The organism is Bacillus cereus group sp. Sample62, from assembly GCF_036851315.1.
Taxonomy (GTDB): Bacteria; Bacillota; Bacilli; order Bacillales; family Bacillaceae_G; genus Bacillus_A; species Bacillus_A wiedmannii.
The window spans coordinates 3,553,781-3,565,673 of record NZ_JAFLPK010000001.1 but is presented as its reverse complement, the minus strand read 5'-3'; the positions used below and the strand labels follow the sequence as shown (position 1 = coordinate 3,565,673).

Genomic DNA, 11,893 nt, shown 5'->3' with positions numbered 1-11,893 from the left:
TTAAGGCGAAGGAGGAACTGAAACAATGAAAGAAGATAGACGTTCTGCCCCGCTGTTTCCTATTGGTATTGTTATGGATTTAACACAATTATCTGCACGTCAAATTCGCTACTATGAAGAGCATAATCTTGTTTCTCCAACCCGTACAAAGGGGAATCGTAGATTGTTTTCATTTAACGATGTAGATAAGTTGTTAGAGATTAAAGATTTATTAGATCAAGGCTTGAATATGGCTGGTATTAAACAAGTGTTACTAATGAAAGTAAATCAAACAGAAACAGTGAAAGTAAAAGAAGAAACGAAAGAAATTTCAAAAACTGAGCTTCGCAAAATACTTCGAGATGAACTACAACATACAGGTAGATTTAATCGGACTTCATTGCGACAAGGTGACATTTCAAGGTTTTTTCACTAAAGATAACTGATTCTGAAGGTGTTTAGAGGGACTAAGGAGGAATTTATAATGGCTAGGTACACAAGAGAAGATATTTTCCGTTTGGCGAAAGAAGAGAATGTAAAGTATATCCGCTTACAATTTACGGACCTTTTAGGAGTAATTAAAAACGTAGAGATTCCAGTGAGCCAATTAACAAAAGCTCTTGATAACAAAATGATGTTTGATGGATCTTCTATTGAAGGTTTCGTACGTATTGAAGAATCTGATATGTACTTATTCCCGGATTTAGATACTTGGGTAATTTTCCCTTGGACAGCTGAAAAAGGAAAAGTAGCTCGATTAATTTGTGATATTTACAATGCAGATGGAACTCCATTTGATGGCGATCCACGTAACAACTTAAAGCGTGTATTAAAAGAAATGGAAGCATTAGGATTCTCAGATTTCAATCTTGGACCAGAGCCAGAATTCTTCCTATTTAAAGTAGATGAAAAAGGAAATCCAACATTAGAATTAAACGATAACGGTGGATACTTCGACCTTGCGCCGATGGATCTAGGGGAAAACTGTCGTCGTGATATCGTTCTTGAACTTGAAGAAATGGGCTTTGAAATTGAAGCATCTCACCATGAGGTTGCTCCAGGGCAACATGAAATTGACTTTAAATATGCAAATGCAATTCGTTCATGTGATGACATTCAAACATTCAAGCTTGTTGTAAAAACAATTGCTCGTAAACACGGTTTACACGCAACATTTATGCCAAAACCATTATATGGTGTGAACGGTTCAGGTATGCACTGTAACTTATCACTATTCAAAAATGGTGAGAACGTATTCTTCGATCAAAATGGTGACTTACAATTAAGTGATGATGCTCGTCACTTCATCGCAGGTATTTTAAAACATGCACCAGCATTTACAGCGGTAGCAAACCCAACTGTAAACTCTTACAAGCGTTTAGTACCTGGATACGAAGCTCCTTGTTACGTAGCATGGTCTGCACAAAATCGTAGCCCGTTAGTACGTATCCCTGCATCTCGTGGAATTAGTACACGCGTGGAAGTACGTAGTGTTGACCCAGCTGCAAACCCATATTTAGTAATGGCTACATTATTAGCAGCAGGTCTTGATGGAATTAAAAACAAATTAACTCCACCAGCTGCAGTAGACCGTAACATCTATGTAATGACAAAAGAAGAGCGCGAAGAAGCAGGTATCGTTGACTTACCAGCAACATTAGCGCAAGCATTAATTACATTGCAATCGAATGAAGTAGTATGTGGTGCACTAGGTGACCATTTACTTGAGCATTTCATCGAAGCGAAAGAGATTGAGTGGGACATCTTCCGCACGCAAGTTCACCAATGGGAACGCGATCAATATATGTCTCTATACTAAGAGAGAAAAAAGCCTTGATACTACGGTATCAGGGCTTTTTTTATTTGTGGGCAAATATAAAGGCTTGTGAAATGAATTGGATGGGTGCCCGCAAAATGCCCGAAAAAGTCATGTGGATTATTTAAAATGCGTGCTAGTTATGAATGAAAATGTGGAAGTTGAAATATGGTGTGGATGTATTTAATTCGAAAATTAAGTATTGAAAAATACAGTACCTTGCAATAAACAATACTAAGTGGTATATTATGGATATAATGGGTACCGTGTATTGAATAGTACTGAAATGAGAAAGGGGGATTGACCTTGAACGTTCAGTTTAAAAAAGGTGTGTTAGAACTGTGTGTTTTAGCACTTGTGAAACGTAAGGATTGTTACGGCTATGAACTTGTTCAGCAAATCTCAAATAAATTTTTAATATCGGAAGGGTCAGTGTATCCTTTATTACGTCGTTTAACGAAAGAAGGGTATTTTCAAACGTATTTGAAAGAATCTACGGAGGGGCCGCCTCGTAAATATTATCAACTAACTGAGCAAGGGGACACACAACTGAATTTGTTAGTAGCAGAGTGGCGTGATTTTGCAAAAGGCGTACAAGAAATTATTGAAGGGGTGGAATGGGATGAGTAAAGAGCAGTTTCTGAAAGAATTATCAAGTCATCTTAGAAAGTTACCGGAAGAAGAGAGGAAAGATATTTTATTTGATTATGAAGAGCATTTTCAGTTTGGGAAAGAAGAGGGGAAAACTGAATCGGAAATAATAAAAGGCCTTGGTTCTCCGAAAGTAATTGCGAAAGACTTACTTGCTTTGTATCGCTTTGATGAAATGAAAAAGGACCCATCTACTTCGAATATAACAAGGGCTGTCATGGCTGCGATTGGACTTAGTTTGTTTAATTTCATTATTGTGTTAGGCCCGTTAGTTGCAATTATCGCTTTTATATTTTCTTTTTGGGTCGGTGGGATTGCTAGTGTAGTGACACCATTTTTTGTTATTGCAAAAGTATTTATGGGTACTTTTATATGGTTGGATGTATTCGTTAGTATAACGTTTGTTGGAGTAGGTTTGTTGTTATGCATTATCGCTTATTATAGTACGAAGTGGTTTAAAAAGTTATGCGTACGTTATGTAATATGGAACTTCAAAATGATAAAAGGGGAGTAGATGATGAAGAAAATATTGTTAGTAGCTATCGCTTGTATCATTATTGGAGTAATAGGGATTTCACAAACATATGAAAAAGCAGTGCAAACTGCAGAAGAAGGAAATAAAGAAGACGTAATTAAAAACGAAACACTAAAAAATATAGAAGTTAAGTTAGATGCTGGGGATATTGTTGTCCAAAAATCTCCGGACTCTTCTTTTTATGTAAAGCAATCAGGAGATGTACATAAACAAGAGGTACTTATTACCGAAGATGGTGACACATTAAAAATTATTGGCGAAAGAGAAAAAGGTGCTTCATTTGATTTTTCCTTTTACAATTTCAAAATTCAAACGTCTACATTGACTATACTTGTGCCTGAACGTCTTTACCAAGATATAAAAGTAAATTCATCTGCTGGACAAATCGAAATGAGTGATGTGAAAAGTGATTACGTAAGTGTTGGCACACTCGCTGGAGAGGTAGATTTGAAGCATGTCACAGCTCAGAGTGTCGAGGGGTCTACAAAAGCTGGAGAGGTGAATTTAAAAAAGGTAATAGGGAAAGTAACAGCGAAAACGGCTAGCGGGGATGTATATGTTGTGGATCATGATCCGAAGTATGATGTAGAGGCAAGTTCAACTGCTGGGGATGTAGATATTACTTTATTAGAGAAACCACAAGATGCAGTTATAACTGGGCAAAGCGCTGTTGGCGACGTGATGATTTTTAATGAAGAAAATAAAAATATAACAATTGGCAATGGTAGTAAAAAGATTAGCGGTAAAACAGCTGCTGGCGATGTGACGATTGAAACTCGTTCATAAGAAATAAAATGTATGAAAATCTATCAAAATACAAAAAAGAAGATAATTACCGTATATAAATAAGGTAATTATCTTCTTTTATTATTCTTAATGTAAATCACGATATACGCCAATTACTTTTCCAATAACTGACACTTGTTTTAAAATGATAGGTTCTAATGAAGAGTTTTCCGGTTGTAGACGGAAATGGTCTTTTTCTTTATAGAAACGTTTAACAGTTGCTTCGTTATCTTCTGTTAAAGCGACTACAATTTCACCGTTGTATGCAGACTGTTGTTGGCGAACAACAACTAAATCCCCATCGAAAATACCAGCTTCAATCATACTATCTCCGGAAATACGTAACATAAATACTTGGTCTGCTCCAGCAACAATGCTAGCTGGAAGTGGGAAGTGATCTTCTACACTTTCAACTGCTGTAATCGGTAATCCAGCAGTAACTTTTCCAATAATTGGAACTTGAATAACAGATTGTGTCTCTGTATCCATTCGGTTGTCACCTAAAATTTCAATTGCTCGTGGTTTTGTTGGATCGCGTCGAATATATCCTTTTTCTTCTAGTCGTGATAAATGTCCGTGCACTGTAGAACTAGAAGCGAGGCCGACTGCTTGACCGATTTCACGTACGGAAGGTGGATATCCTTTTTCTTGTACTTTTAGCTTAATAAAGTCGAGAATGTCTTGCTGGCGTTTCGTTAACTTTTCCATGTTTTCTAACACCTCGTTTTCTTTCATTTTTCTTATTAATAAGTATAACATGCGAAAAAACATTCTACAAACATAAGTTCGAACGAAATACGAATTTATGATACACTATAAGGAAAATATAGTGAGAAAGAAGGGTTCAAAATGAATGCAATTATTTATGCACGTGTGAGCACAACAAAAGAAGAACAGGAAACATCATTATTGCGTCAAAAAGATGAATTATTGCATTTAGCTGAGCGCTATCAAATGAATGTTGTAAAGGTGATTGAGGAGCAGGCTAGTGGTTATACAATTGAACGTGATGGCATATTAGAAGTGCTAGATACAATTCGCGATGAACAAGTTGATGTACTTCTCATACAAGATGAAACGCGTCTTGGTAGAGGGAATGCAAAGATTGCATTAATGCACTGTTTACATAAAGAGGGAATAAAAGTATATACGCATACGCATAATGGAGAATTAGAACTCTCTGACTCTGATTCGATGGTGCTAGATATAATTGGGATTGTTGAAGAGTATCAAAGAAAGATCCACAATTTAAAAATTAAACGTGGCATGCAAAGAGCGGTAGAGAAAGGATTTCGTCCAGAGAATAATTTGAAAAATCGTCATTTAAGTATAGGACGTGAGAAAAAAGAAGTGCCAATTGAGGAAATTGTACGTTTACGCCGGAATGAATTAACTTTTGAAGAAATTGCAGCAACACTTCGTGGTTTTGGTCATGATGTTTCAAAAGCAACTGTACATCGAAGATATGTAGAATATACAAAGCAATTGCTTGATAAAGAGGACTAACTATTGTATGATAATAATCAGTTTTGAGTAAAAGGGGGATTCGAGATGCAAAGTCACGAACTCATTGAACGCATTAACTTCTTAGCGAAAAAAGCAAAAGCTGAAGGTTTAACTGAAGAAGAACAACGTGAGCGCCAATCGCTACGTGAACAATATTTAAAAGGATTTCGTCAAAATATGTTAAACGAACTTAAAGGAATTAAAGTTGTTAACGAAGAAGGTACTGATGTTACACCGGCGAAATTAAAAGCTTTAAAAAAGCAAGATAATGCAAAATTAAACTAAAAGATGGGCGAAGCCCATCTTTTTTATTTATTATATCCGTTATTTAATAACTTTCCAGTTGTTATTGACTGTTGCTTCTATCTTTTTGTGCTTCAATATATAGTTAGCGATAAGTTCAGACATATCTGTTGGTATGTCTTTTATTACGGGCTTATTTTGAAACATAAAGAAGTTCCCTCCGCCGCTTGCACGATAATTATTCATAACGACGTCGTATTCTTCATTCATATGAAGTGGAGCGCCTTTATACTGTAAGGATTCTACTCTCTCGCCAATTGGTTTGGAAATGTTTAATACGTACGAAATTCCTTCCCACATATCGTAATTATAGTGTTGCGGCTTTGGTTCTATGTAGGTAGGGTTTACGATGATAGTTCCATCTGCTTTTAATATGAAATAAGAAGCAGAGAGTTCAAGGGCATCTTTTATATCCGCTCCAGTTATTCTAATTACTTTTAATGTATTTGGATAAATATAATTAGAAACGATGTCACGCATTGTTACGCGATTAGGGAAACCTGGAGATGTATTATGGAATAAGCTTGTACAAGAAATGGAAACATTAGCTATATCCATCTGTATTTTATTTATGAATTCAATAAAAGGATGGTCTTGCAAACGAGTTTGCATAGCATCCGAAATTTGCATGTCCCCATAGATTACTCCAATAGGTTGATCGAGCCAATTTTGTGTTTTTTCTTCATAATCGGCAACCAAGGAAAGAATATGTTGGTCAGCCTCAATTCCTTGTACGGGAAATAATTGTGAGTAACTCTCTTTTTTCACCCATTTTTTTTCTGTTTTTTCGAATGTTACTGTTACTTTTCCAACGGAGTGTCCATTGCATCCAGTCTGTAAAATTGTTACACCATTCATTACGGTGTGAGCGATTTCCCGGTGTTGGTGGCCTGTTAGTAAAATGTCTATGCCTTCAATTTCATGGCACATTGCATATCCTTGGTTTTCACCTGTTAAAACTTCAGTCGGTACCCCAGTTTGTAAATCGCGTTCAAATCCCCCATGATAGGCTACGACCAATAAATCTGGTTTCTCGTGTTCGCGAATGTAAGAAACCCACCTTTTTGTTGTTTCTAATGCATCTTCAAATTGTAAATCTTGAATGTGATGGGGTTGTTCCCAATTGGGAATGTAATGCGTTGTTATCCCTAAAATAGCAATTTTTATATTTGATTCAATATGTTTTATTATATATGGTTTTCCGAAATAAGGTTCTTTTCTGTTTTTATCTAAAATATTTGCTGATAGATACGGGAAGTTTGCAGCGGAAATAGCATTATTTAATATGTCCATTCCATAATTAAATTCATGATTCCCAATAACTACAGCATCATAACGTAAATAGTTCGCTAATAAAGACATTGGATTTTTCTTATCTTCTTCATATGTAGCGTAATGATAAGTAAAGGGTGTTCCTTGTATGAAGTCACCGTTATCAATTAAAAGAACGTTTCTATTTTGGGAACGTTCTTTTTTTATAAGAGTAGAAATTTTGGCTAAACCAATTTCAGCTTGGGAGTTATCTTGGTAGTGAATTGGATAAACAGTGCCATGTATATCACTTGTTAATAAAATGTTTAAAGTTACAATTTGATTTGGATTCAATATCATTCACCTTTTCTATTGTTATCTACTAATTAAGCATATCAAATATATGAAGAGAATTTTAATGAGAATGTATAGAATGTGTAAAGATTCTGTAAATGAGCAATTATCCGTGAAAATGTGTGATATATTTCTTCATGTTTACGGAAGACAATTTTATAACAACAAAAATGGAGGCATTAATATGTTGAAAAAAGTTTTTGCAATGAGTACGACAGTTGTACTAGCGGCGGGATTATTAAGTGGTTGTGGAACGAAAGAATCAAGTGCAAGTAAAACTGAAGATACGAAAAAAGGTTATGTACCGAAGACTTTAAATGTTCAATTTGTTCCTTCTCAAAATGCAGATACGTTAGAGGCAAAGGCAAAACCATTGGAAAAGCTATTAAGTGATAAATTAAATATTCCGGTAAAAGTTAGTATTTCAACGAATTACAATACAATTGTAGAAGCGATGGCGTCTAAGCAAGTAGATGTAGGATTTTTACCTCCAACAGCGTATGTGCTAGCGCATGAGAAAAAGGCTGCAAACGTAATTTTACAAGCACAACGTTTTGGAGTAGATGATGAAACTGGAGCTCCTACAAAGGATTTAGTAGACTTTTATAAATCTGAGTTTGTAGTTAAGAAAGATTCAAATATTAACAGTGTAAAAGATTTAAAAGGTAAAAAAATTGGTTATCAAGATGTAACGTCATCAGCGGGGTATGTATGGCCTGCGGCTGTATTGTTAAAAGAGGGAATTGATCCGCTAAAGGATGTGAAACCTGTTACATTAAAAGGTCACGATCAGTCGCTTATTGCTCTTTTAAATGGTGATGTAGATGCATCAGTTGTATTCCAAGATGCTCGTAATATTGTGAAAAAAGATTATCCGAATATATTCGATCAAACGAAAATAGTGAAATTCACGGAAAAAATTCCAAACGATACGATTTCGGTACGTTCTGATTTAGATGCAGAGTGGAGTAAGAAATTACAGGACGCTTTCATTGAAATAGGAAAGAATGAGGAAGGTCACAAAATCATTAAAGAAGTATATTCACATGAAGGATATGTTAAATCTGATGATAGTAAATTTGATATCGTTCGTGAATATGGAAAGAAAGTAAAAACGCAATAATACATATGGAAATGGAAGCTAACTGGAAGGTGTATATTTCCAGTTAGTTTGCCGTTTTGAATACATAGAAGGTAGGTAAGATGTGTGATAGAATTTCGAAATGTTTCCAAAATGTATCCGAATGGTACAAAAGGATTGAATAATATAAACTTGAACATTCAAAAAGGTGAGTTTGTTGTAATGGTAGGGCTGTCGGGGGCTGGAAAGTCTACACTTCTTAGAGCAGTAAATCGTCTTCATGAGATTACAGAAGGGGAAATCTTGATTGAAGGTGAGTCTATTACTGCTGCGAAAGGAAAAGAATTACGACGCATGCGCCGGGATATTGGTATGATTTTTCAAAGTTTTAACCTTGTAAAGCGATCAACGGTATTGAAGAATGTATTAGCTGGGCGTGTTGGATACCATTCGACTTTTCGTACAACGTTAGGTCTATTTCCAAAAGAAGATTTGGAGCTTGCCTTTCAATCGTTAAAAAGGGTGAATATTTTAGAAAAAGCATATGCGCGAGCGGATGAATTATCAGGAGGACAACAGCAACGTGTATCGATTGCTAGAGCGTTGGCGCAAGAAGCAAAAATCATATTGGCAGATGAACCTGTTGCGTCGTTAGATCCGCTAACAACGAAGCAAGTATTAGATGATTTGAAAAAAATTAATGAAGATTTTGGGATTACAACAATTGTAAACTTACATTCTATTGATTTAGCTAGGCAATATGCGACACGCATTATTGGATTACATGCAGGCGAAATTGTTTTTGATGGTTCAGTAGAAGAGGCAACGGATGAAAAATTTGCTGAAATTTATGGAGACGTAGCGCAGAAAAGTGAATTATTAGAGGTGGCAGTTAAATGAATGATGTGACGATATATTCGAAATCGATACCGAAGCCGCCAAGTAAGTTGAAACATATGTTAACGGTTATTCTAGTTATTTTACTGTTGTGGGGAAGTAGTATACAGGTCGACGCATCATTTTCAAAACTAGTAGTTGGTTTTCCTAATATGATGGATTTATTAAAAGAGATGGTGCCACCAGATTGGAGTTATTTTCAAGTTATTACAACAGCGATGTTAGATACAATACGTATGGCGATTATTGGGACGACTTTAGGAGCGATTTTAGCTATTCCACTGGCGCTATTTGCGGCAAGTAATGTGTTTACTAGTGCATTTTTGTACGGCCCAGCTCGATTGATTTTAAATTTTATCCGAACGATACCAGATTTATTATTAGCGGCAATTTTCGTAGCTATTTTTGGAATAGGACCACTTCCAGGTATTTTGGCTCTTACTTTTTTCTCAATTGGGCTTGTGGCGAAATTGTTGTATGAGTCAATGGAATCGATTGATCCAGGTCCATTAGAGGCGATGACAGCAGTAGGAGCAAATAAAGTGCAATGGATTGTGTATGGGGTAATTCCGCAAGTGAAAGCACATTTTGTCTCCTATGTTCTTTATACATTTGAGGTGAACGTACGTGCAGCAGCTGTTTTAGGTTTAGTAGGAGCGGGTGGTATTGGGTTGTATTATGACCGTACACTTGGATTTTTACAATATCAACAAACTGCATCTATTATTATTTATACCCTTGTTGTTGTATTGTTAATTGATTATGTAAGTACATTGTTACGGGAGAAATTATAATGAGTAAAACGACAATAATTGTACAAAAACCGAAGAAACCGAGTGTGTATCGTTGGTTTATTTTTATAGCACTTGCATTTGTTTATGTATGGGCTTTTTCAGGAGTCCCGCTAGAGGGTAACTAACTGTTACGATTTATTTAACCAATTATAACCAAAGTTAATTAAATATATCAGTAAGCCCTGCTAGTCAAGTGATTGGCTAGTAGTGAGGGTTAACTGCGGGCAATCCCTAAAGCTGATTGAACTACAACGTGTCTAGAAATGGTGAGCGTGAATGTTGCGAAAGCAGAAAAAATCAATCAGATGGTGCAAGGTTAAATCCTAAACACTAGAGCAATGGGTCTTCCGCCTCGAATCATCTAAGTCAAAATGGATAAGATGAACGTTCAACGACTATCTCGTATAACTGACGAGAGTACATCACAAGCCTATGGTGATGGAAAAATCCTCTATCTCTAAAGAGATAAACATATAGTCTGCGCTCATGTGAAAACATGAGAAGTTCATAAGAGAACTGGCTAAGGAATTGCGCCCCTAGTTGAACGAGCTAAATTTAATTAAATCTATCAAGTCTCATTGAATCTACCGAATCTATGCATTATGGTAAATTCAATGAGGTGAGAATAATAATGAAATTTTCACGAGTTAGTCAAGTATCGGAATTAACAGGTTTGTATCCTAGTAGTCTTAGGAGAATGCTGGTGGAACACGCTACTATTCAGAAGAACAAATCTTTCATTAAAGGAGTTACATTCTGATGATATTGGCGAAGAAAGTCAGACTAATTCCAACGCCTGAACAAGAAAAAGTGCTTAGAAACCATGCTGGTGCTGCAAGATTCGCTTATAACTATTGTAAAAGAATGAGTGATAGATACTATAAGTTATTTGGAAAATCTGTTTCACAGTTAGCTTTACAGAAACGATTTACAAAGATCAAGAAGCGAAAGAGATATGAGTGGTTACATGACACTAATGCACAAGTTCCCAAACAGGCTTCAAAAGATTTTGACAAGGCGAGGAAAAATTCGTTTGAAAAGTACCAAAATGGTTATCACACTTCTTATAAATCCAAAAAAGATTTAATCCAAGGATTTTATGCCAATTATGAAAGACTGATTATAAGAAAGAAAGTAGTTCATATTCAGTCCGTTGGAGAAGTGAAAACAAGCCAACAACTACCAAGAAATAAAAAAACATCTAATCCAAGAGTTACATTTGATGGTCGTCACTGGTGGATGAGTGTAGGGTTCCAAGAAGATTTTGAATCCCAAGAACTAACCAATGAGTCGATTGGTGTGGATGTTGGTTTAAAAGAGCTGTTTGTGGCTTCTAATGGTATGAAAGAACGAAATATAAACAAAGATGCCAAGGTTAAAAAACTTTTGAAAAGGAAAAAGTCAGCACAAAGAGATATGTCTAGAAGATTTAAAAAAGGTGTAAAAATTCAATCTGCCGGATATGAAAAAGCTAAAACTGAGCACCTGCGGTTATCTAGGGAAATTATGAATATCCGAAATAACCATATCCATCAAGCAACAGCTAAATTGGTGAAAACCAAACCAATGAGGATTGTTGTGGAAGACTTATCTATCTCAAACCTGTTAAAAAACAAAAAACTATCGAAAGCATTTTCATTTCAAAAATTAAACTTCTTCTTTCAATGTTTATCATACAAGTGCGAGAAGTATGGCATTGAGTATGTAAAAGCTGATAAATGGTTCGCCTCAAGCCAGATTTGCTCATGTTGCGGAGTTAAATACGACCATTCAGTTCAACCAGAAGGACAGTGGAGTTTAAAAATACGTGAGTGGCGTTGTGTTCCATGCAATAGCCATCACGATAGGGATGTAAATGCGTCGATAAATTTATCAAGATGGGTAAAATAAAAGCTTGATAATAGGAGGTAACGATACTGCCTCGTGTGGAGTGTTATACC

Annotated in this window: 13 protein-coding genes and 1 pseudogene; 12 read left to right on the top strand and 2 right to left on the bottom strand. The window is 35.9% G+C overall.

Annotated features, from left to right (window positions below; translation table 11 throughout):
- Window positions 1–25 precede the first annotated feature (25 nt).
- The 5 genes from glnR (at window position 26) to J0835_RS18055 (ending at window position 3,767) form a co-directional block, all read left to right on the top strand.
- Window positions 26–415 (top strand): transcriptional repressor GlnR, encoded by a 390-nt coding sequence (glnR, locus tag J0835_RS18075; RefSeq protein WP_000656785.1) that lies wholly within the window; start codon window positions 26–28, stop codon window positions 413–415.
- 48 nt (window positions 416–463) lie between these two features.
- Window positions 464–1,798, top strand: a complete 1,335-nt coding sequence (glnA, locus tag J0835_RS18070) for a type I glutamate--ammonia ligase (RefSeq protein ID WP_000135336.1) — start codon at window positions 464–466, stop codon at window positions 1,796–1,798.
- 303 nt (window positions 1,799–2,101) lie between these two features.
- The gene (locus J0835_RS18065) at window positions 2,102–2,425 is read left to right on the top strand and encodes a PadR family transcriptional regulator (protein ID WP_140386873.1); all 324 of its coding nucleotides are present in this window, start codon (window positions 2,102–2,104) and stop codon (window positions 2,423–2,425) included.
- Window positions 2,418–2,960, top strand: coding sequence for a DUF1700 domain-containing protein (locus J0835_RS18060; protein WP_087981581.1), 543 nt, complete (start codon window positions 2,418–2,420; stop codon window positions 2,958–2,960). Before J0835_RS18065 ends, J0835_RS18060 begins: the two co-directional genes overlap by 8 nt.
- Window positions 2,961–3,767 (top strand): DUF4097 family beta strand repeat-containing protein, encoded by an 807-nt coding sequence (locus J0835_RS18055; RefSeq protein WP_087981580.1) that lies wholly within the window; start codon window positions 2,961–2,963, stop codon window positions 3,765–3,767. It begins immediately after the preceding gene.
- 87 nt (window positions 3,768–3,854) lie between these two features.
- Here the strand turns inward: J0835_RS18055 and lexA are convergent, their stop codons facing one another.
- On the bottom strand, window positions 3,855–4,475 hold the full coding sequence (gene lexA, locus J0835_RS18050; protein WP_048544187.1) for a transcriptional repressor LexA: 621 nt from the start codon (window positions 4,473–4,475) through the stop codon (window positions 3,855–3,857).
- Between the two features lie 141 nt (window positions 4,476–4,616).
- Here lexA and J0835_RS18045 point away from each other — a divergent pair, with 141 nt between their 5' ends.
- Entirely contained in the window at window positions 4,617–5,273 is a 657-nt protein-coding gene (locus tag J0835_RS18045) for a YneB family resolvase-like protein (protein WP_046956545.1), read from the top strand.
- A gap of 45 nt (window positions 5,274–5,318) precedes the next feature.
- Entirely contained in the window at window positions 5,319–5,558 is a 240-nt protein-coding gene (locus J0835_RS18040) for a DUF896 domain-containing protein (RefSeq protein WP_001190582.1), read from the top strand.
- 39 nt (window positions 5,559–5,597) lie between these two features.
- Here the strand turns inward: J0835_RS18040 and J0835_RS18035 are convergent, their stop codons facing one another.
- Window positions 5,598–7,181 carry a bifunctional metallophosphatase/5'-nucleotidase gene (locus J0835_RS18035; protein WP_087981579.1) on the bottom strand — a complete coding sequence of 528 codons (1,584 nt, stop codon included), beginning with the start codon at window positions 7,179–7,181 and terminating at the stop codon, window positions 5,598–5,600.
- A gap of 184 nt (window positions 7,182–7,365) precedes the next feature.
- Here J0835_RS18035 and J0835_RS18030 point away from each other — a divergent pair, with 184 nt between their 5' ends.
- The 5 genes and pseudogenes from J0835_RS18030 to J0835_RS18010 all read left to right on the top strand — a co-directional run bounded on the left by J0835_RS18030 (window position 7,366) and on the right by J0835_RS18010 (window position 11,843).
- Complete coding sequence (locus tag J0835_RS18030) at window positions 7,366–8,304, top strand: phosphate/phosphite/phosphonate ABC transporter substrate-binding protein (protein WP_000915072.1); 939 nt, start codon at window positions 7,366–7,368, stop codon at window positions 8,302–8,304.
- Between the two features lie 84 nt (window positions 8,305–8,388).
- Window positions 8,389–9,162, top strand: a complete 774-nt coding sequence (gene phnC, locus J0835_RS18025; RefSeq protein ID WP_087981578.1) for a phosphonate ABC transporter ATP-binding protein — start codon at window positions 8,389–8,391, stop codon at window positions 9,160–9,162.
- Window positions 9,159–9,953 (top strand): phosphonate ABC transporter, permease protein PhnE, encoded by a 795-nt coding sequence (gene phnE, locus J0835_RS18020; RefSeq protein ID WP_087981577.1) that lies wholly within the window; start codon window positions 9,159–9,161, stop codon window positions 9,951–9,953. The genes phnC and phnE overlap by 4 nt, the downstream gene beginning before the upstream one ends.
- A pseudogene (locus J0835_RS18015) lies at window positions 9,953–10,072 on the top strand (phosphonate ABC transporter, permease protein PhnE); the annotation flags it as partial. The gene phnE and the pseudogene J0835_RS18015, both read left to right, overlap by 1 nt.
- Before the next feature lie 640 nt (window positions 10,073–10,712).
- The gene (locus tag J0835_RS18010) at window positions 10,713–11,843 is read left to right on the top strand and encodes an RNA-guided endonuclease InsQ/TnpB family protein (RefSeq protein WP_144537680.1); all 1,131 of its coding nucleotides are present in this window, start codon (window positions 10,713–10,715) and stop codon (window positions 11,841–11,843) included.
- Window positions 11,844–11,893 lie beyond the last annotated feature (50 nt).

Coding starts and splice junctions, on each gene's coding strand:
- glnR (WP_000656785.1), top strand. CDS start 26: ATGAAAGAAGATAGACGTTCTGCCCCGCTGTTTCCTATTGGTATTGTT.
- glnA (WP_000135336.1), top strand. CDS start 464: ATGGCTAGGTACACAAGAGAAGATATTTTCCGTTTGGCGAAAGAAGAG.
- J0835_RS18060 (WP_087981581.1), top strand. CDS start 2,418: ATGAGTAAAGAGCAGTTTCTGAAAGAATTATCAAGTCATCTTAGAAAG.
- J0835_RS18055 (WP_087981580.1), top strand. CDS start 2,961: ATGATGAAGAAAATATTGTTAGTAGCTATCGCTTGTATCATTATTGGA.
- lexA (WP_048544187.1), bottom strand. CDS start 4,475: ATGGAAAAGTTAACGAAACGCCAGCAAGACATTCTCGACTTTATTAAG.
- J0835_RS18045 (WP_046956545.1), top strand. CDS start 4,617: ATGAATGCAATTATTTATGCACGTGTGAGCACAACAAAAGAAGAACAG.
- J0835_RS18040 (WP_001190582.1), top strand. CDS start 5,319: ATGCAAAGTCACGAACTCATTGAACGCATTAACTTCTTAGCGAAAAAA.
- J0835_RS18030 (WP_000915072.1), top strand. CDS start 7,366: ATGTTGAAAAAAGTTTTTGCAATGAGTACGACAGTTGTACTAGCGGCG.
- phnE (WP_087981577.1), top strand. CDS start 9,159: ATGAATGATGTGACGATATATTCGAAATCGATACCGAAGCCGCCAAGT.
- J0835_RS18010 (WP_144537680.1), top strand. CDS start 10,713: ATGATATTGGCGAAGAAAGTCAGACTAATTCCAACGCCTGAACAAGAA.